The following is an 18,807-nucleotide window of genomic DNA, read 5'->3' on the forward strand; positions in this document are numbered from 1 at the left end:
GCGAGGAGCGAGCGCGTCCGCGGTGAGCGGACGTGGATCCGCCCCGCGGCTCAGGAAATATACTAGGGGGCTGCCGCATCGCGGCCCCTTGCCCCACTCCTCCCGAACCGAACGCCATTTCTTGGCGGGAACGGACAGCACTGTGCTCAGCGTGCACGACCTCGAACTCCGAGTCGGCGCCCGACTCCTGATGGAGAACGTCTCCTTCCGGGTGGGCGACGGCGACAAGGTCGGCCTCGTCGGCCGCAACGGGGCGGGGAAGACGACGCTGACCAAGGTCCTCGCGGGCGACCTCATCGCCTCGAAGGGCACGGTCGACCGCGGCGGCGAGATCGGCTACCTCCCCCAGGACCCGCGCTCCGGCGACCCGGAGGAGCTCGCGCGCACCCGCATCCTCGACGCCCGCGGGCTGGGGCAGCTGGTGCTCGGCATGCAGGAGGCGACGGTCGCGATGTCGAGCAGCGACACCTCCGTGAGCGAGGCCGGCATGAAGAAGTACGGCAACCTCACGGATCGCTTCCTCTCCCTGGGCGGATACGCGGCTGAGGCGGAGGCCGCGTCGATCGCGAGCAACCTCAACCTCCCCGACCGGATCCTCGACCAGCCGCTCAAGACGCTCTCCGGTGGCCAGCGGCGCCGCATCGAGCTCGCGCGCATCCTCTTCTCCGACGCGAGCACGCTGATCCTCGACGAGCCGACGAACCACCTCGACGCCGACTCCGTCGTCTGGCTCCGCGAGTTCCTCAAGAACTACCGCGGCGGCTTCATCGTGATCAGCCACGACATCGAGCTGGTCGGCGAGACCGTGAACCGCGTCTTCTACCTCGACGCCAACCGCCAGGTCATCGACGTCTACAACATGAACTGGAAGAACTACCAGCGCCAGCGCGCCGCCGACGAGGAGCGCCGCAAGAAGGAGCGGGTCAACGTCGAGAAGAAGGCCGGCGCCCTCCAGCTGCAGGCCGCCAAGTTCGGCGCGAAGGCCTCGAAGGCCGCAGCGGCGCACCAGATGGTCGCGCGTGCCGAGCGCATGCTCAGCGGGCTCGAGGAGGTCCGCGCGGTCGACCGCGTCGCGAAGCTCCGGTTCCCGACCCCGTCCGCCTGCGGTCGCACCCCTCTGCAGGCTCAGAACCTGTCGAAGAGCTACGGCTCGCTCGAGATCTTCACCGCCGTCGACCTCGCGATCGACCGCGGCTCCAAGGTCGTCATCCTGGGGCTCAACGGAGCGGGCAAGACGACGCTCCTGCGCATCCTGGGCGGTGTCGACCAGCCCGACACCGGAGTGATCGAGGCCGGGCACGGCCTCCGGATCGGCTACTACGCGCAGGAGCACGAGACGATCGACGTCAAGCGCTCGGTGCTTGAGAACATGGTCTCCTCCAGCCCGAACCTCACCGAGACCGAGGCGCGCCGGGTCCTGGGCTCGTTCCTGTTCACCGGGGACGACTCGCACAAGCCGGCCGGGGTCCTCTCCGGCGGGGAGAAGACCCGTCTCGCCCTGGCGATGATCGTGGTCTCGGGCGCGAACGTTCTCCTGCTCGACGAGCCCACCAACAACCTCGACCCCGCGAGCCGCGAGGAGATCCTCGACGCGCTCGCGCACTACGAGGGCGCGGTCGTCCTGGTCAGCCACGACGAGGGAGCCGTCGAGGCGCTGAACCCCGAGCGCGTCCTGATCATGCCGGAGGGCACCGAGGACCACTGGGCGGCCGACTACCTCGACCTGATCACGCTCGCCTAGCGGGCGTCGAGCAGCTCGTCCTCGACCTCGGAGTCGCTGCGGCCGCGGCGTCGGCGGCGCTCCTCGCGCCGCTCCTCGGCCGCCACGACCTCGGGGTCGTCTGCGTTGCGGATTCGGTACTCGTGGCGGATCGCCCAGCCGAGCCCGCCGAAGCCCATGACGGCGAACAGCACCCACTGGATCGCGTAGCTGATGTGCAGGCCCTCGTCGGCGACCGGCTTGATCGCGGCCAGCGGGGGAGCGTCGACCGGCGCCGGCGCCTCGGCGACCAGCAGGCCGTACGCCGAGGTCCGCAGGGGCTCGTCCAGCTGCGTCGACAGGTCATCGAGCTGGATCGTGGCGATCTGGCCGGCCGGTGCGGAGCGTCCGTCGATCCGTCCCTCCGCGGGCTTCAGGCGGGCGACGACGGTCACCTCTCCCTCGGGCGGCGCGGGGATCGCGTCGGGGGAGTCCTGGGTCGAGCCGACGGGGACCCAGCCGCGGTCGACGACGAACACGCTGCCGTCGTCGAGCCGCAGCGGCGTCAGGATCTCGAAGCCGGGGTTGCCGTTGTAGGGCCGGTTGCGGACGAGGGTCTGCCCCTGCGTCTCGTAGACGCCGGTGATCTCGACCGGGCGGTACTCGAGGGCGTCGTCCCACGTGGAGCCGGCGGGGAGCAGCCCGTCGAGCGCCACCGGGTCGGCGGTCCAGTTCGCGGTGACCAGCCGGTTGGTCGAGGCGGCCTGGTCGAGCCGCGCGACCTGCCAGCGCGAGAGCAGCACGCAGGCGACGGCGAAGACGATCGCGAGAGCGAGGTAGCCGAACCAGCGTCGCGAGAAGACGAAGCGCCAGGAGGGACGGGGCGCGTCGCCGCTCATCGTTCCGCTCCGCGATCGACCGTGTAGAGCGGCTTCACCTCGAGCGGGAAGTCGCGGGCGAGGAGGAACTCGCGCAGGAACTCCAGGTGCTCGCCGCAGGCCAGCCAGGTCTTCCGACGGTCCTCCACGTGGATCCTCGGGTTCCGCCACTCGATCGCGAATGTCGCCGTCCGCGGGCAGCCCGCTCGGGAGCAGGCGTGCGCGTCGGGGACCCGGCCGAGCGGGATCACGGCCGGTCTCCCCGCGGGTCGCCGCCCTCGGGGCCGGTCGGCGCCTCGGAGTCGGGGGCGGGGGGCGGCGGGACCGGCCGGGAGAGGACGATCGCACCCGGCCGCTCGACGTTGCCGCGCTCGCCCGCACTGCCGACGTTGGCCAGCACGACGGCGAAGTAGGGCAGGACCACGGCGCCGATGGCGAAGAACAGCAGCCACCAGCCGTGGGCGAAGAGCAGGCAGATGACGCAGAGCATTCTGATGCCCATCGCGATCGAGTACTTGATCGCGCGGGAGCGCCGCTCGGCGCTCGGCGACGGCGGTAGGGAGGTGAGTGTCTCGCGTGGTTTCACAGCGCTGCAAGCCTACGTCGCGGCGGGCGGGTGCAGGCCGGGAGGGCCTCATCCCGGAATCTGTTGCGCGACGCGCCTCTAGGATGTACGGGTCGCCCGGCGCCGCACGAGCGCCGGCAGGAGGGACACCATGACCACGCCGCGCACCGTCCTCGTCACCGGGGGCAACCGGGGGATCGGCTTCGCCATCGCCCAGGAGTTCGTGGCCGCCGGTCACCGGGTCGCCGTGACCGCGCGCTCGGGATCCGGTCCGGAGGGCTCTCTCACCGTCGTCGCGGACGTGACCGACGCCGCCTCCATCGACGCCGCGTTCACGCAGGTCGAGGCGGAGCTGGGCCCGGTCGAGATCCTGGTGGCGAACGCGGGCATCACCCGCGACACCCTGCTGCTGCGCATGACGGAGGAGGACTTCACGTCCGTCGTCGACACGAACCTCACCGGGGCGTTCCGCGTCGTCAAGCGCGCATCGAAGGGGATGCTCAAGCAGCGCTTCGGCCGCGTCGTCCTCATCTCCAGCGTGGTCGGCCTCTACGGGTCGCCGGGCCAGATCAACTACTCCTCGTCGAAGGCCGCCCTCGTGGGCTTCGCCCGCTCGCTGACCCGCGAGCTCGGCGCCCGCAACATCACCGCCAACGTCGTCGCTCCCGGCTTCATCGAGACCGACATGACCGCCGAGCTCTCGCCGGAGCAGCAGGCGGAGTACCGGAAGAGCATCCCGCTCGCCCGCTACGGCACCGCTGCCGAGGTCGCGAAGGTCACGCGCTGGCTGGCCGGCGACGAGGCGGCGTACATCTCGGGTGCCGTGATCCCGGTCGACGGCGGCCTCGGGATGGGCCACTGACCGATAAGCCCTGGGCTTATATCCGACGGATATAAGCTCTAGGCTTATGCGATGACCTCCTCTGATGTCGTCGCCGTGCTCCTGGACCTGGTGACCTCCCGCTCCCTCGTCGACCGGGCGGGTGCTCAGCGCGAGATCGAGCGGGGCTTCGCCGAGGTGGAGGCCGCGGTCCCGGCGATCCAGCCCCTGCACCCGACGGTCGGCGACGAGTTCCAGGCGATCTACCCCTCCGTCCACGCCGCGCTCCGGGCGACGCTGCAGGCGCGCCTCTCGCTCCCGGCCGGCGTCGACTGCCGCGCGGGCATCGGCCTGGGTGAGGTGCGGGTGGTCGGGTCGGGGATCGCCGGGGACCTCGAGGACGGGTCCGGCTGGTGGCGCGCGCGCGAGGCCATCGATCGCGCCCACGCGCTCGAGGACGGTGCCGTGCCCACGGCCCGCGGATGGTTCGTCGCCGGGGACGCCGACGGGGACTCCGGCGAGGCGGCCGTCAACGCCTACCTCCTCTCCCGCGACGCGCTGGTCGGAGCGCTCAGCGCGCGCGATCGCCGACTCGTGCTGGGGAGCCTGCGCGGAGCGTCGCAGAAGGAGCTGGGTGAGCAGGAGTCGATCTCGCAGCCCGCCGTCTCGCAGGCGCTGCGGCGCGCGGGAGCGGGCGCCCTCCTCGCCGGCGCGCGCCTGCTGGAGGAGACGTGCTGACGGCGCTGCTGCTCGCCGTGATCGGCCTCGGCGACCTCGCGCGCACGCACCTCCGCCGCCGTGCGGCCCTCCTCGCGATCCCCGTGCTCGCCGCCGCAGCCGTGACCGCAGCGCTCCTCGTCGGAGCCCCGCCGCTCGGTGCGGCGATCGTCGTCGTCCTGGCCGGAGCCTGGCTGCTGACGACCACGACCGTCGAGAACGCGCGGCCGCCAGGGGGTCTGCGTCCGGCCGTCGCCCTCGTCGCGGCGGTCCTGGTGCTGACCGCTGTCGACCGCGCAGTCGGCGTCCCGACGGGGCCGCTCGCGCCGACCACCGTCGCGAGCACGCTCCCTCCGATCGAGCAGCTCGCTCTGGCGGTCGGAGCCGGGCTCTTCCTGCTGGAGAGCGGCAACGTGATCGTGCGGGCGGCGCTGTTCCGCGAGCTCCCGCAGGCCGAGCCCGCGCCGCGTCCGCGCTGGAGCGAGCGGTTCGCGCGTCGGGAGCCGGCCGACGCCCGCCTGCCGGACCTCCAGGGCGGGCGCACGATCGGACCGCTGGAGCGGCTGCTGATCGCCGGTCTCACGCTCGCCGGAGCGATCGGCCTCGCCGGTGCCGTGCTCGCGGCCAAGGGGATCGTGCGCTTCCCCGAGATCTCCCGCGACGGCGGCAGCGGCGAGAAGGCGGAGTACTTCCTGGTGGGCTCGCTCGTCAGCTGGGCGCTGGCGCTCGGCTGCGCCGGACTCGTCGCGATCGCGGGCCGCTGACCTTCCTGAGGCCGGGGGAGGCGGGTCTCAGCCGCGGAGGCCGAGGACAGGCAGCAGCTGCGACAGGTCGAGGCCGCCGATGACGAGGTCGGCGCGCTCGCGCACCAGGGGCTTGGCGTTGAAGGCGACCGCGAGGGAGGCGACCGCCATCATCTCCAGGTCGTTCGCACCGTCGCCGACGGCGATCGTGCGCTGCGGCGGGACGCCCGAGACCGCCGCCCACTCGCGGAGCGCCTCCGCCTTGGCCGCGGCGTCGATGACCGCCCCGTCGACCGCTCCGGTCAGCAGGCCGTCCCCGCAGCAGAGGCGGTTGGCCCGGACGAAGTCGAGGCCGAGCGCACCGGCGACCGGGTCGAGGACCTCGTGGAACCCTCCGGACACCACACCGATGCGGCCGCCGGCGGCGTGGACGCCGGCCACGAGCTCGGCGGCGCCGGGCGTGACGCGGACGCCCGAGCTCACACCGGGGAGCACCGACTCCGGGACCCCGGCGAGAGTGGCGACCCGCTCGCGGAGACTCTCGCCGAAGTCGAGCTCGCCGCGCATCGCCCGCTCCGTGACGGCGGCGACGCGCTCCTCGGAGCCGGCGTGCACCGCGAGGAGCTCGATCACCTCGTCCTGGAGGAGGGTGGAGTCCGCGTCGAGGACGACGAGGAAGCGGGCAGGCGTCGCAGGACGCTCACTCATGGGCCGGTCCGATCGGTCGGGTGGGCGCGCCGGGGCGCAGAGCTCGACCCGCGGGGGTGCTACGGGTGGACGACGACGCCCTTGCCGACGACGGTGATGCCCGACTCGGTGACGGTGAACCCGCGCTCGCGATCGCGGTCGTGGTCCACGCCGACTCGAGCACCGGGCTCGACGACGACGTCCTTGTCGAGGATAGCGCGGACGACCAGCGCGTCCGGGCCGATGCGGACCTTGTCGAAGACCACCGAGTCGGTGACCGTCGCGTTCGACTCGATGACCGTCCAGGGCCCGACGACGCTGCGCTCGATGTGCGCGCCCGAGATCACGGTGCCGAGCGAGACGACCGAGTCGACCGTCGATCCCATGTTGCCCTTGCCGTCGCGGACGATCTTGGCCGGAGGGGAGTTCAGCTGCGACGAGAAGATCGGCCACTGCTGGTTGTAGAGGTTGAAGACCGGCAGCGCCGAGATGAGGTCCTGGTGGGCCTCGAAGAAGGAGTCGATGGTGCCGACGTCCCGCCAGTAGTAGCGGTCGCGGTCGGTCGAGCCGGGGACGTCGTTGAGCTTGAGGTCGTAGACGCCGGCCTCGCCGCGCGCGACGAAGTCGGGGATGATGTCGCCGCCCATGTCGTGGTCCGACGTGGAGGACTCGCCGTCGCGGATGACCGCGTCGATCAGGGCGTCCGCGTCGAAGACGTAGTTGCCCATCGAGGCGAGGACCTCGTGCGGGGAGTCGGCCAGGCCGACGGCGTCCTTGGGCTTCTCGAGGAACTCGGAGATCATCGTCGGGACGATGCCGTCGCCCGCCTCGTCACCGGCGAGCTGGATGACGCCGAACTGGTCCGCGAGCTCGATCGGCTGGCGGATGGCCGCGACGGTCGCCTTCGCACCGGACGTGATGTGCGCGTCGATCATCTGCGAGAAGTCCATGCGGTAGACGTGGTCGGCGCCGACCACGACGACGATGTCGGGCTTCTCGTCGCGGATCAGGTTGAGGCTCTGCAGGATCGCGTCGGCCGAGCCGCTGAACCAGCGCTTGCCCAGGCGCTGCTGCGCGGGGACCGAGGCGACGTAGGAGTTCAGGAGCCCGGAGAGGCGCCAGGTCTGCGAGACGTGGCGGTCGAGCGAGTGCGACTTGTACTGCGTCAGCACGACGATCTGGGTGAGACCGGAGTTGATCAGGTTGGACAGCGCGAAGTCGATCAGCCGGTACTGCCCGCCGAACGGCACCGCGGGCTTGGCCCGGTCCGCCGTGAGGGGCATGAGGCGCTTTCCCTCGCCGCCGGCGAGGACGATGCCGAAGATCTTCTTTGACTGCATGGCACCACAGTAGGGGCTCGGGCTTCCCCGTGGACCCCGGCTGTCGCCGGGGGAGCGCCCTGTACTACGGTTCGGGGGTGCGAGTCGATCTGCTGACCAAGGAATACCCGCCCGAGGTGTACGGGGGAGCCGGTGTCCACGTGGCCGAGCTCACCAAGGCGCTGCGCAGCGACCTGGAGGTCGTGGTGCGCTGCTTCGGCGCGCCGCGCGAGGAGGAGGGCACGTTCGCGTACTCCGTCCCCGCGGAGCTCGCCGAGGCGAACGGCGCGCTGCAGACCCTCGGGGTCGACCTGCAGATCGCGCAGGACGCGGCGGGGGCCGACCTGGTCCACTCCCACACCTGGTACGCCAACGCCGCGGGGCGTCTCGCCCAGCTCCTGCACGGCATCCCGCACGTGGTCTCGGCGCACAGCCTCGAGCCGCTGCGTCCGTGGAAGGCCGAGCAGCTCGGCGGCGGCTACCGCGTCTCGAGCTGGATCGAGCGGGAGGCGTACGAGAACGCCGACGCCGTGATCGCGGTGTCCGGCGGCATGCGCGAGGACATCCTCCGCTCCTACCCGGCCCTGGACCCGGCGAAGGTCCACGTGGTCTACAACGGCATCGACCTCGACGCCTGGCACCCGGTCGAGGACGAGGCCGTCCTCGCCGAGCTGGGCATCGACCCCTCGCGCCCCTCCGTGGTCTTCGTCGGCCGCATCACCCGGCAGAAGGGCCTGCCCTACCTGCTCCGCGCCGCGGCGACCCTGCCTCCCGAGGTGCAGCTCGTGCTCTGCGCGGGCGCCCCCGACACCCCCGAGATCATGGCCGAGGTCACCTCCCTCGTCCGCAGCCTCCAGGAGGAGCGCACCGGCGTCGTCTGGATCGACCGGCACCTGCCGCGCCACCAGCTCTCCGCGGTCCTGACGAACGCGACCACGTTCGTCTGCCCCTCGATCTACGAGCCCCTCGGCATCGTCAACCTCGAGGCGATGGCCTGCGGTGCGGCGGTCGTCGGGACGGCGACCGGCGGCATCCCGGAGGTCGTCGACGACGGCGTGACCGGCCGTCTGGTCCCGATCGAGCAGGTCACCGACGGCACCGGCACCCCCGTGGACCCGGAGCGCTACGTCGCCGACCTGGCCGCCGCCCTCGCCGAGGTCGTCGCCGACCCGGAGACGGCGAAGCGGATGGGCGCCGCGGGCCGCGAGCGCGCGCAGAGCCACTTCAGCTGGACGCAGATCGCGCGGGACACCCGGGCGATCTACGACTCGCTCGTCTGAGCCTCCCGGCCGCCTCCTTTAGAATGGCTCCCATGCCCAGCGTTGTCTCGTTCGTCGATGTGTCCTTCGTCCGGAACGGCAAGCGGATCCTCGACCACGTGTCGTGGGACGTGGCCGAGGACGAGCGCTGGGTGATCCTCGGCCCCAACGGGGCGGGCAAGACCTCGATCCTGCAGATCGCGGCCGCGCAGAACTACCCCTCGACCGGTGCCGCGCACCTGCTCGAGGAGACCCTCGGCCGGGTCGACGTGTTCGAGCTGCGCCCGCGCATCGGCTACGCCTCGACCGCGATGGCCCGCCGCCTCCCGGCGGGCGAGAGCGTGCTCGACGTCGTGATGACCGCCGCCTACGCCGTCACCGGCCGCTGGAACGAGGGCTACGACGCGATCGACGAGCGCCGCGCCCGCCGCGTGCTGTCCGAGTGGAAGCTCGAGCACCTCGCCGAGCGCACCTTCGGGACGCTCTCGGACGGCGAGCAGAAGCGCGTCCAGATCGCCCGCGCGATCATGACCGACCCCGAGCTGCTCCTGCTCGACGAGCCGGCCGCGAGCCTCGACCTCGGCGCCCGCGAGGAGCTCGTCCAGCTGCTGGGCGGCTTCGCGAAGGACCCGGCGTCGCCCGCGATCGTGATGGTGACCCACCACGTCGAGGAGATCCCCGACGGCTTCACCCACGCCCTGCTCCTCCGCGACGGAGCGGTGGTGGCGGCGGGCCCGCTGGCCGAGTCCCTGACCGAGGCGACGCTCGCCGAGACCTTCGGGCTCGACATCGCTCTCACCCGCGAGAACGGGCGCTTCTCGGCCCGCGCCCGCGGCTGACCCCGGCTCCGGGGTCCGGGCGCGGCGCGACTTCTGCGCGCGCTGCCGGTCTGGTATTCTCGGTAGCTGGTTCGGGCCCGTTCGCGGTGCGCCCGCCCTCATCCACCCGTTCCCGTCGACGACAGGTGCGGTTCAGGACCATCGACGACAGGACACGACCATGAAGACCGATATCCACCCCGAGTACTCCGCGATCGTCTTCCGCGACCTCGCGTCCGGTGAGACCTTCCTCACCCGTTCGACCGCGAAGAGCAGCAAGACGATCGAGCTCGACGGCGTGACCTACCCCGTCATCGACGTCGAGATCTCCTCCGCCTCGCACCCGTTCTACACGGGCAAGCAGCGCATCATGGACTCGGCCGGCCGCGTCGAGAAGTTCAACAGCCGCTACAAGAACTTCGGCAAGTAGCACTCCTCGAAGGGCCCTCGACCTCGCGGTCGGGGGCCCTTCGTCGTTCCCGCGGGGCGGTCCTCAGTAGCGGTAGAAGCCCTCTCCGGTGGCCGTTCCGAGGCGGCCGCGATCGAGGTACTCCGTCTTCAGGTGGGCGGCGAAGGCCTGGGAGGCCTCGTCCGGGGCCGCGGCGGCGATGTTGTAGGCGGTCCGCAGACCGACGACGTCGAAGATCTGGAAGGGTCCGAGAGGGGCGCCGGTGCCGATCCTCCAGGTCTTGTCGATGGTCTCGTGGTCGGCGTAGCCGCCCATGAGCAGACCCGACGCGGCGTTGAGGAGCGGCACCAGCAGCGAGTTCAGGACGTAGCCGGCCTTCTCCTTCTGCAGCCTGATGGGCTCGAGGCCGCTGGAGACGGCGAACTCCACGACGGCGTCGACCACGGCGGGGTCCGTGTCCGCCGTCCCCATGATCTCGGCCGTGTTCTGCGCCCAGACGTGGTTGGCGTAGTGCAGCGCGAGGAACCGGTCGGGTCGGCCGGTCGAGGCCTTCAGGTCGCTGGGGAGCAGCGTGGACGAGTTGGTCGCGAAGACCGTGCGCTCGGGAGCGAGCGCACCCAGGCGGCCGTACAGCTCCTGCTTCAGGCCCAGGTCCTCGGGGACGGCCTCGATCACGAGGTCGGCGTCGGCGACAGCCTCCGCGAGGTCGGAGGTGAGGCGGAGGGAGTCGAGCGCCTCCTGCGGTCCGCCGGCGACGCCGCCGGGCACCGACTCGTAGACGCCCGCGAGACCGCGGAGCCGCTCGCGCGCCGACTCGAGGATGTCGTCGGAGAGGTCGTAGACGGTGACGGCGAAGCCGTGGAAGGACGACTGGAAGGCGATCTGGGAGCCGAGCACTCCGCTGCCGAGGACGGTGACCGTGCGGATCGTGGGCATGACTTCTCCTTGCGAGAGGGGGGGGAGGGGGAACACGTGCTCACCCGATCCCACAGCGCCGCGGTCCGCGGAGCGAGGGCTTGCGCCGACGGGCGGGCCGTGGCCGTCGGGGAGCCGGCGCGGTAGCGTCCCGGCATGGTGTCCTTCGCCGACAAGCCGATCCTGCCGTTCACGACTCCTGAAGAGTGGGACGCCTACCTCCGCGGCGAGCCCGACCCGGACGGAGTCCGGCTGAAGCTGCGGAAGAAGGCCGCCGTCGATCCGGGGATCACCTACGCCGAGGCGCTCGACATCGCGCTCTGCCACGGCTGGATCGACGGTCAGGCGGGAGCCTTCGACGAGCAGTTCAAGCTCCAGGCCTTCACCCCGCGGCGTCGCGCTAGCCCGTGGTCCAAGGTCAATCGCGATCACGTCGCACGGCTGCTGGCGGAGGGCCGGATGCTGCCGGGCGGGTTGGCCGAGGTCGAGCGGGCACGCGCCGACGGGCGCTGGGACGCGGCCTACCGGCAGTGCGATCCGGAGGTGCCGGACGACTTCCAGCGGGCGCTCGACGCGGATCCGCAGGCCCTGGCCTTCTTCGCGACCGTCGGCGGGCAGAAGCGCTTCGCGTTCCTCTTCCGCCTCTCGCAGCTGAAGCGGGCGGCGACGCGGGAGCGGCGGATCGCGGAGTACGTGGCGCTCCTGCGCGAGGGGCGCACGTTGACTTGAGGGGTCAGTGGCGGACCGGCCAGCCCCCGTCGGCGACGAAGGACTCGTCGCGGACGCGGCGCATGTACTCCTGGAAGGACTCGGCCTGGGTGCGGCACCAGTCGACCTGGAGCGCGTGCAGGGCCTCCGCGCCGACTCCGAGCTCGTCGGCGAAGGCGCGGCCCAGCGCCTGGGCGACCCGACCCGCCGCGATCGCGTCCGCGCCCGCGTCGTGCGCCTCGGTGAGGGCGACGCCGTAGTGCTCGGCGGCGAGGGTCAGGGTGCGCTTGCCCTTGCGGTAGCGGTCCACCGCCTTGTCGATCACGAGCGGATCGACGACGGGGCTCGGGTCGAGCAGCACGGGCACGCCCCAGCGGCGCGCCTCGTGGGCGAGGAGCGAGAGGTCGTAGGGGGCGTTGTAGACGACGACCGGGATGCCGCGGGCGAGGAGCGAGCGCAGCGCCTCGGAGATCTCGGCCACGACCTCGCCGGCGGGGCGGCCGTGCGCGCGGGCGTGCTCGGTGCTGATCCCGTGGACGGCGGAGGCGCCCGCCGGGATCTCCACGCCGGGATCGGCGAGCCAGGTCGTGCCCTCAATCGGCTCGCCCGCCGCGTCGATCACGCCGACGTGCGCGGTGACGATGCGGCTCGTGCGGACGTCGATGCCGGTGGTCTCGAGGTCGAACACGGCCAGCAGGTCGAACCACCGCGCCCCCTCGGAGGGGACGAGCGCCCGCTCGGCGTCGTCGAACAGCATCGGCTCGGTCTGCGTCTCGGTCGTTCCGGTGGTGCTCACGCCGACAGCCTAAAGGGGGCCTCCGACATCGGCCGGAGGCCCCTCGGCGTGCTGCCGGGTCAGCGGGCCTCGTGCGCCTTGGCGACGTGGAGCCAGAAGAAGCCCTGCGTGCCGAGCGTCATCGTCAGCGTGCCGTCGTCCGAGAATCCGGGGAAGCGGCCGCCGCCGAACAGGTCGCTCAGCGTCGATCCGGGGTTCTCGGGGTCGGTGATCGTCACCGAGACCGGGTTGTGGTTGAAGCTGAAGACGCAGAGCACCTCCTCGGGCTGGTCGCCCATCTCGGAGCCCGAGCCGGCGTAGTCCCGCACGAAGGCGAGCACCGACTCGTGGTCCGTCTCGAGGACGCGCATCGACCCCAGGCCGAACGCCGGGTGGCCGCGGCGCACGTGCAGGACGTTCCGCATCCAGTGCAGCAGGGAGCGGGACTGCGCCAGCTGCGCCTCCACGTTGACCTGGTTGTAGTGGTAGACGAGCGACTGGACGATCGGCTGCACGAGCTTGCCGGGGTCGGCGGCCGAGAAGCCGGCGTTGCGGTCGGGCGTCCACTGCATCGGCGTGCGCGACGCGTCGCGGTCGTTGAGCCAGATGTTGTCGCCCATGCCGATCTCGTCGCCGTAGTACAGGAACGGGCTGCCGGCGAGGGAGAAGAGCAGGGCGTTGATCAGCTCGAGCTCGGCGCGCGAGTTGTCCAGAAGCGGCGCGAGCCTGCGGCGGATGCCGATGTTGGAGCGCATCCGCGGGTCGTAGGCGTACCAGCCGTACATGGCCTGGCGGTACTCCTCGGACACCATCTCGAGCGTGAGCTCGTCGTGGTTGCGGAGGAACACGCCCCAGGCGGCGCCGCTGGGGATGTCGAACGTCTCGGAGAGCACCTTCTTCAGCTCGTTCGCCGTCTGCGCGCGGAGGGAGTAGAAGATGCGCGGCATGACCGGGAAGTCGAACGCCATGTGGCACTCGGGCTCCTCCTCCGTGCCGAAGAACGCGGCGACCTCTCGCGGCCACTGGTTCGCCTCGGCGATCAGGATGCGGCCGGGGTAGTCGCGGTCGACCATGGTGCGGAGGTTCTTGATGAACTCGTGGGTGGGCGGCTCGCCCTCTCCGTTGCCCTCGTCGGACTCGTAGAGGTAGGGGATCGCGTCGAGCCGGATGCCGTCGACGCCGAGGTCGAGCCAGAACTTGACCACGTCGTGGATCGCCTCGTGCACGGCGGGGTTCTCGAAGTTGAGATCCGGCTGGTGCGAGAAGAAGCGGTGGAAGTAGAACTGGCGGCGCTCGGCGTCGAAGGCCCAGTTCGAGTCCTCGGTGTCGACGAAGATGATGCGGATGTCCGGCCACTTGTCGTCGGTGTCGTTCCAGACGTAGAAGTCGCCGTAGGGGCCCTCGGGGTCGGACCGGGACTGCTGGAACCACTCGTGCTGGTCGCTGGTGTGGTTGAGCGGGAAGTCCATCACGATGCGCATGTTGCGCTCGTGGGCCTTCCGCACGAGGTCGCGGAAGTCCTCCATCGTGCCGAACTCGGGGAGGATCGCCTTGAAGTCGGAGACGTCGTAGCCGCCGTCGCGCAGAGGCGACATGTAGAACGGCGGGAGCCAGAGGGCGTCGATCCCGAGCCACTGCAGGTAGTCGAGCTTGGAGGCGAGCCCGTTGATGTCGCCGGCGCCGTCGCCGTTGGAGTCGTAGTACGACCGGATCATCACCTCGTAGAACACCGCCCGGCGGTACCACTGGGGGTCGAGGGCGAGTCCGGGGAGTTGGATCGGCGACGTGAAGCTCACGGTGCTCCTTCTGCTGCTGCCTGAGCGGATGACCGTCTCGCGAGACGGGTGGGCGGTGCGCCGTGTTGCGAGCGCGTGATCATGCTCCCGGCTCGGATCGAGGCCACGCAAGGCGTTGCGGCCAGATCTTCGACGGGCTTTCCCTACGATAAGGAACGCGATGACCACTCCCTCCCCCTACGCCTCCGATCTCGGCCGTGTCCCCGTCCGCGAGGCCGCGGTGGACGTCGCCGGATCCCGCACCGCCTACTGGACCTACGGCGCTCCGGACGCCTCGACCGTCCTCGTGCTGGTGCACGGGTTCCGCGGCGAGCACCACGGCCTCGAGCCCGTCGTCGCCCGTCTGCTCGCCGGGGGAGCGGACGTGCGGGTCGTCGCTCCCGACCTGCCCGGCTTCGGCGCCTCGACCCCGATGACGCGCCTGCCGCACGACGTGGACGGCTACGCCTCCTGGCTCGGCTCCTTCCTCGACACGCTGGGGCTCCGCGGCGAGGCGGCCGTCCTCGGCCACTCCTTCGGCTCGATCGTCGCGGCCGCGGCCGTCGCCGACGGGCTGCCCGCTCCGCTCCTGGTGCTGGTCAACCCGATCGGCGCGCCCGCCCTGCAGGGTCCCCGCGGAGTCCTGACCAGGCTCGCCGTCCTCTACTACCGGCTCGGCGCGCTCCTGCCGGGGCCCCTCGGACGCCGCCTGCTCAGCGACCCGCTGATCGTGCGGGTGATGAGCCTGGCGATGGTGAAGACGAAGGAGCCGGCGCTGCGACGCTTCGTGCACGACCAGCACGACCGGTACTTCAGCGCCTTCGCCTCCCGCGACACGGTCCTCGAGGCGTTCCGCGCCTCCGTCTCGCACGACGTCGGCGAGTACGCCTCCCGGATCGGCGTGCCGACCCAGCTGATCGCCGCGGCGCAGGACGACATCACTCCGCTCCCGGCGCAGTACCGCCTGCTCGAGAGGCTGCCGCACGCCCGCCTGCACGTCATCGACGGAGTCGGCCACCTGATCCACTACGAGACGCCGGACGAGGCCGCCGCCGTGCTGCGGACGGCCCTCGAGGAGGGGATCGACCGATGAGGATCGTCGTCGACTGCCGGTACACCCGGCTCGAGCGGCACGACGGGATCAGCCGCTACACCGCGGAGCTCGTCCGCGAGCTCGCGAAGCTGCACGACGTGACCATGCTGATCAGCGACCGCCGCCAGCTCGCGATGCTCCCGTCGCTCCCGTGGGAGCGCGTGACCGGGCCGACCAGCCTGTTCGAGCCGTTCGTCGCGCTGCTGGTGAACCGGCTGCGGCCCGACGTGGTCTTCTCGCCGATGCAGACCATGGGCTCGCTCGGCCGCCGCTACCGGCTCGTCCTGACCGTGCACGACCTCATCTACTACCGCCACCGCACCCCGCCGCGCGACCTGGCCGCTCCCGTGCGCGCGCTCTGGCGGCTCTACCACCTCGCCTGGTGGCCGCAGCGGAGGCTCCTCCAGCGCGCCGACGCGGTGGTCACCGTCTCGGAGACGACCCGCGACCTGATCCGCTCCCACCGCCTCACCACCCGGCCGGTGGTCGTCGTCCCGAACGCGGCGACCGAGCCCGACGAGGCGAGCGCCGCCCTGGCGGGATCTCTGCCCGACCGGTCGGCCGCGCGCTCGCTCGTCTACATGGGCTCGTTCATGCCCTACAAGAACGTCGAGACGCTCGCGCGCGCGATGCGGCTGCTGCCCGACTACGAGCTGCACCTGATGAGCCGGGCGAGCGACGAGACCGTCGAGACGCTCCGGGCCCTGGCGCCGACCGCGGAGCTGGTGTTCCACCAGGGGGCGCCGGACGCGGAGTACCGTGCGGTGCTCGCGCGGGCGACCGCTCTCGTGACGGCGAGCAGGGACGAGGGCTTCGGGATCCCGCTGGTCGAGGCGATGGCGCTCGGGACGCCGGTCGTGGTGAGCGACATCCCGATCTTCCGCGAGATCGCCCAGGACGCCGCCGTGTACGTCGACCCGTCGAGCGCGAAGGGCATCGCGGACGGTGTGCGGTCGCTCGAGGACGGCGCCGTGTGGCGGACGCACTCGGCCCGGGCCAGGGAGCGGGCCGCGGCCTTCTCCTGGCGCGACTCCGCCCGGGTGCTCTTCGGGCTCCTGCAGGACCTCGGCCGGCGCTGACGCGGTCCGGCGATCGGACCGCCTCCGGAGGCGGGCCGTCAGGCTCCCGGGGCCGGGCTGAGCACGTCGTCGAGGTCGACGTCCGCCACGACCACGTCGCCGGAGTCGTCGACGCCGACGATGCGCAGTGCCCCGTCGACGATCGCGAAGTCGTGCCGGGAGCCGTTGCCGACCGAGACGCCGTGCACGGGGAGGTCCTCGCTGCTGAGCGCGCGGATCAGGCTGCCGATGACCGCACCGTGCGTGGCGACGACGACGGACGCGTCGGGGAAGCGCTCGGCCACCTCGAGCAGCGCGGCGGTCGCCCGCTCGACGACCTCGGCGCGGGTCTCGCAGCCGGGGATCGGCGCGCGCTCGATGCCTCCGGGGAAGCGCTCGGCGAGCTCGGGACCGGTCATCCCCTCCGCCTCGCCGTAGGCGCGCTCGGCCAGGCCCGGCACCGCCAGCGGCTCGTCGAGTCCGAGACCGCGCGCGATGATCGCTCCGGTGTCGAAGGCGCGCTGCAGCGGACTGGCGACCACCGCGTCGAAGCGCCGGTCGGCGAGCAGCCGCGCCGCCGCCCGCGCCTGGGCGCGCCCGGTCGCGTTGAGCGGGATGTCGCTCCTGCCCTGGATGCGCCGGGCGGCGTTCCAGTCGGTCTGGCCGTGGCGGACGAGGGTGAGCTGGGTCACAGGGGCCTCTCGGGAGGTCGGGTGCGGAGCGGGCGGGAGCTCAGAGGGCGGCGGTGCGGCGCGCGGGCAGGCGCTCGGCGAGCTCGCGGAGCACCTCGCTGGTGCCGCCGTCGATCTTGATGCTCGCGCGCGAGTCGCCCTTGGTGGTGCCGCGGTTGACGATCACGATCGGCATCCGGGCGCGACGGGCGATCTCGAGGAAGCGGATGCCGGAGTTGACCACGAGCGACGAGCCGGCGACGAGCAGGGCGTCGGCGCCCGCGACGATGGCGCGCGCCTCCTCGAACCGCTCGGTCGGGATGAACTCGCCGAAGAAGACGATGTCCGGCTTCAGGATCCCGCCGCAGACCGTGCACTCGGGGACGGTCATCGCCGAGACGTCGTGGACCTCGGCGTCGCCGTCGGGGTTGAGGGAGGAGACGTCGGGGTCGTCGAGCCAGGGGTTGAGCGCCTCGATCCGCTCGGCCACCGCGTCGCGGGCGAAGTACTGGCCGCAGGTCATGCAGCGCACACGGTCCGCCGAGCCGTGCAGATCCACGACGCGGCGCGAGCCGGCCCGGACGTGCAGGCCGTCGACGTTCTGGGTGACGACGCCCGTGAGCAGGCCGCGCTCCTCGAGCCGGGCCAGGGCCCGGTGGCCGTCGTTGGGGAGCGTGCTGGTGAAGCGGCGCCAGCCGAGCTGGCTGCCGGCCCAGTACCGGCGGCGGTAGTCGGGATCGGCGACGAACTGGGAGTAGGTCATCGGGCTGCGCACCGGTGCCCCGGCTCCGCGGTAGTCGGGGATGCCCGAGTCGGTGCTCATGCCCGCGCCGGTGACGGCGGCGATGCGGCGCCCGCTGAGGAGTTCGACGGCCTGCTCGACCGCGAGCGCCTCGGGGCCCTCGGCGACCGGTGTCGGACTCGACTCCATCCGCGCCTCCTTCGAGGGCCGTTCGAGCGGCCCCTGGACGAGTTTAGTCCGCGCCGTGCCCTAGATTGCCGGGATGCCGATCGTGCACATCACCGACCTCGACCACCCGCTCCTCGCCGACTACCACCGCCTCACCGACGTGGCGCTGCGGCGGGTGCTGGAGCCGGAGGGCGGTCTGTACATCGCCGAGTCGGCCAAGGTGATCGAGCGGGCGCTCGACGCCGGGCACCGCCCCCGCTCGGTCCTGGTGCAGGAGAAGCGGCTGCCGGACGCGGCCGGGGTGCTCGAGCGTCACCCCGAGGTGCCGGTCTTCGTGGCGCCGGATCCGCTGATCGAGGAGCTGACCGGGTTCCACCTCCACCGCGGAGCGCTCGCCTCGATGCACCGTCCGCCGCTGCGGCCGATGGCCGAGCTGCTGGAGGGCGCGCGCCTCGTCGTGATCCTGGAGGACCTGGTCGACCACACCAACGTCGGCGCCGTCTTCCGCGCCGCGGCCGGCATGGGCGCGGACGCGGTCCTCGTGACGCCGCGCTGCGCGGACCCCCTGTACCGGCGCAGCGTCCGGGTGAGCATGGGCACGGTCCTGCAGGTGCCGTGGACGCGCACCCCCGAGTGGGCACCGGCTCGCCGCGCTCTGGAGGAGGCCGGGTTCTCGGTCGCCGCGCTGGCGCTCGCTCCGGACGCGGTGCCGCTCGACGAGTACGCGGCGGCTCGCCCCGAGCGCGTCGCGATCGTCCTGGGCGCCGAGGGGGACGGGCTCAGCCGCGCGGCGCTGGACGCCTCGGACACCGTCGTCACCATCCCGATGCTGCACGGCGTCGACTCGCTCAACGTGGCCTCGGCGAGCGCCGTCGCACTGTGGGCGCTGACCCGCGGGCGCTGACCGCCGGGCTCCGGCGCTCGGCGGCCCGGCGGTGACCCGCCGCTGACGCTCGCGACGCGGGATCGGGGTCGGTGCCGCGCGTCA

Annotated in this window: 21 protein-coding genes; 11 read left to right on the forward strand and 10 right to left on the reverse strand. The window is 72.0% G+C overall.

The features are described 5' to 3' along the window. Positions 1-142: 142 nt before the first annotated feature. Entirely contained in the window at positions 143-1,741 is a 1,599-nt protein-coding gene (locus C5C49_RS00345) for an ABC-F family ATP-binding cassette domain-containing protein (protein ID WP_104221943.1), read from the forward strand. Here C5C49_RS00345 and C5C49_RS00350 read toward each other — a convergent pair. From C5C49_RS00350 to C5C49_RS00360, 3 genes are all read right to left on the reverse strand, one after another. Beyond that, complete coding sequence (locus C5C49_RS00350; protein ID WP_104345149.1) at positions 1,738-2,598, reverse strand: SURF1 family protein; 861 nt, start codon at positions 2,596-2,598, stop codon at positions 1,738-1,740. The genes C5C49_RS00345 and C5C49_RS00350 overlap by 4 nt on opposite strands. Continuing rightward, on the reverse strand, positions 2,595-2,726 hold the full coding sequence (locus tag C5C49_RS17480) for a hypothetical protein (protein ID WP_374953837.1): 132 nt from the start codon (positions 2,724-2,726) through the stop codon (positions 2,595-2,597). The genes C5C49_RS00350 and C5C49_RS17480 overlap by 4 nt, the downstream gene beginning before the upstream one ends. Positions 2,727-2,824: 98 nt before the next feature. Further along, positions 2,825-3,163, reverse strand: a complete 339-nt coding sequence (locus tag C5C49_RS00360) for a DUF3099 domain-containing protein (RefSeq protein ID WP_104221949.1) — start codon at positions 3,161-3,163, stop codon at positions 2,825-2,827. A gap of 130 nt (positions 3,164-3,293) precedes the next feature. Here C5C49_RS00360 and C5C49_RS00365 point away from each other — a divergent pair, with 130 nt between their 5' ends. The 3 genes from C5C49_RS00365 to C5C49_RS00375 are packed head-to-tail and all read left to right on the forward strand — an operon-like array spanning position 3,294 to position 5,443. Further along, positions 3,294-4,004 carry a beta-ketoacyl-ACP reductase gene (locus tag C5C49_RS00365; protein ID WP_104225284.1) on the forward strand — a complete coding sequence of 237 codons (711 nt, stop codon included), beginning with the start codon at positions 3,294-3,296 and terminating at the stop codon, positions 4,002-4,004. 51 nt (positions 4,005-4,055) lie between these two features. Then, entirely contained in the window at positions 4,056-4,700 is a 645-nt protein-coding gene (locus tag C5C49_RS00370) for a SatD family protein (protein ID WP_104221954.1), read from the forward strand. Then, positions 4,694-5,443 (forward strand): hypothetical protein, encoded by a 750-nt coding sequence (locus tag C5C49_RS00375; RefSeq protein WP_104345151.1) that lies wholly within the window; start codon positions 4,694-4,696, stop codon positions 5,441-5,443. The genes C5C49_RS00370 and C5C49_RS00375 overlap by 7 nt, the downstream gene beginning before the upstream one ends. 27 nt (positions 5,444-5,470) lie before the next feature. Here C5C49_RS00375 and serB read toward each other — a convergent pair whose 3' ends face one another. Both serB and C5C49_RS00385 read right to left on the reverse strand, forming a co-directional pair. Then, positions 5,471-6,130 (reverse strand): phosphoserine phosphatase SerB, encoded by a 660-nt coding sequence (gene serB, locus C5C49_RS00380; RefSeq protein WP_104345152.1) that lies wholly within the window; start codon positions 6,128-6,130, stop codon positions 5,471-5,473. 59 nt (positions 6,131-6,189) lie between these two features. Then, complete coding sequence (locus C5C49_RS00385; RefSeq protein ID WP_104221960.1) at positions 6,190-7,449, reverse strand: glucose-1-phosphate adenylyltransferase; 1,260 nt, start codon at positions 7,447-7,449, stop codon at positions 6,190-6,192. Positions 7,450-7,526: 77 nt separating this feature from the next. Between C5C49_RS00385 and glgA the strand changes: the two genes are divergently transcribed. The 3 genes from glgA to C5C49_RS00400 all read left to right on the forward strand — a co-directional run bounded on the left by glgA (position 7,527) and on the right by C5C49_RS00400 (position 9,935). After that, positions 7,527-8,708 carry a glycogen synthase gene (glgA, locus tag C5C49_RS00390; RefSeq protein WP_104225282.1) on the forward strand — a complete coding sequence of 394 codons (1,182 nt, stop codon included), beginning with the start codon at positions 7,527-7,529 and terminating at the stop codon, positions 8,706-8,708. A gap of 32 nt (positions 8,709-8,740) precedes the next feature. Then, positions 8,741-9,526, forward strand: a complete 786-nt coding sequence (locus C5C49_RS00395; RefSeq protein WP_104221964.1) for an ABC transporter ATP-binding protein — start codon at positions 8,741-8,743, stop codon at positions 9,524-9,526. A gap of 160 nt (positions 9,527-9,686) precedes the next feature. After that, the gene (locus C5C49_RS00400; RefSeq protein ID WP_068253003.1) at positions 9,687-9,935 is read left to right on the forward strand and encodes a type B 50S ribosomal protein L31; all 249 of its coding nucleotides are present in this window, start codon (positions 9,687-9,689) and stop codon (positions 9,933-9,935) included. Between the two features lie 63 nt (positions 9,936-9,998). On the opposite strand, the gene C5C49_RS00405 is transcribed toward C5C49_RS00400, so the two are convergent. Then, positions 9,999-10,850 (reverse strand): 3-hydroxyacyl-CoA dehydrogenase, encoded by an 852-nt coding sequence (locus C5C49_RS00405; RefSeq protein WP_104345153.1) that lies wholly within the window; start codon positions 10,848-10,850, stop codon positions 9,999-10,001. Positions 10,851-10,985: 135 nt separating this feature from the next. On the opposite strand from C5C49_RS00405, the gene C5C49_RS00410 reads away from it, so the two are divergent. Further along, positions 10,986-11,558 carry a YdeI family protein gene (locus C5C49_RS00410; protein ID WP_104345154.1) on the forward strand — a complete coding sequence of 191 codons (573 nt, stop codon included), beginning with the start codon at positions 10,986-10,988 and terminating at the stop codon, positions 11,556-11,558. Positions 11,559-11,562: 4 nt separating this feature from the next. On the opposite strand, the gene C5C49_RS00415 is transcribed toward C5C49_RS00410, so the two are convergent. Both C5C49_RS00415 and treS read right to left on the reverse strand, forming a co-directional pair. Next, the gene (locus tag C5C49_RS00415) at positions 11,563-12,294 is read right to left on the reverse strand and encodes a 3'-5' exonuclease (protein ID WP_104262946.1); all 732 of its coding nucleotides are present in this window, start codon (positions 12,292-12,294) and stop codon (positions 11,563-11,565) included. Between the two features lie 98 nt (positions 12,295-12,392). After that, positions 12,393-14,108 carry a maltose alpha-D-glucosyltransferase gene (gene treS, locus C5C49_RS00420; protein ID WP_104221970.1) on the reverse strand — a complete coding sequence of 572 codons (1,716 nt, stop codon included), beginning with the start codon at positions 14,106-14,108 and terminating at the stop codon, positions 12,393-12,395. Positions 14,109-14,268: 160 nt separating this feature from the next. Here treS and C5C49_RS00425 point away from each other — a divergent pair, with 160 nt between their 5' ends. Together C5C49_RS00425 and C5C49_RS00430 are read left to right on the forward strand one after the other, a co-directional pair. Continuing rightward, complete coding sequence (locus C5C49_RS00425; protein WP_104267330.1) at positions 14,269-15,180, forward strand: alpha/beta fold hydrolase; 912 nt, start codon at positions 14,269-14,271, stop codon at positions 15,178-15,180. Further along, complete coding sequence (locus C5C49_RS00430; RefSeq protein WP_104345155.1) at positions 15,177-16,259, forward strand: glycosyltransferase family 1 protein; 1,083 nt, start codon at positions 15,177-15,179, stop codon at positions 16,257-16,259. The genes C5C49_RS00425 and C5C49_RS00430 overlap by 4 nt, the downstream gene beginning before the upstream one ends. Before the next feature lie 38 nt (positions 16,260-16,297). On the opposite strand, the gene C5C49_RS00435 is transcribed toward C5C49_RS00430, so the two are convergent. Further along, positions 16,298-16,930, reverse strand: coding sequence for a histidine phosphatase family protein (locus C5C49_RS00435; RefSeq protein ID WP_104232621.1), 633 nt, complete (start codon positions 16,928-16,930; stop codon positions 16,298-16,300). Positions 16,931-16,970: 40 nt separating this feature from the next. Continuing rightward, positions 16,971-17,840, reverse strand: a complete 870-nt coding sequence (locus tag C5C49_RS00440; protein WP_104250355.1) for a Sir2 family NAD-dependent protein deacetylase — start codon at positions 17,838-17,840, stop codon at positions 16,971-16,973. Positions 17,841-17,913: 73 nt separating this feature from the next. Between C5C49_RS00440 and C5C49_RS00445 the strand changes: the two genes are divergently transcribed. Beyond that, a complete protein-coding gene (locus tag C5C49_RS00445) occupies positions 17,914-18,723 on the forward strand; it encodes an RNA methyltransferase (RefSeq protein WP_104232619.1) in 810 nt (269 codons plus the stop codon). Positions 18,724-18,807: the final 84 nt, after the last annotated feature.

The sequence above is a fragment of the Rathayibacter sp. AY1E2 genome, from assembly GCF_002932325.1.
Taxonomy (GTDB): domain Bacteria; phylum Actinomycetota; class Actinomycetes; order Actinomycetales; family Microbacteriaceae; genus Rathayibacter.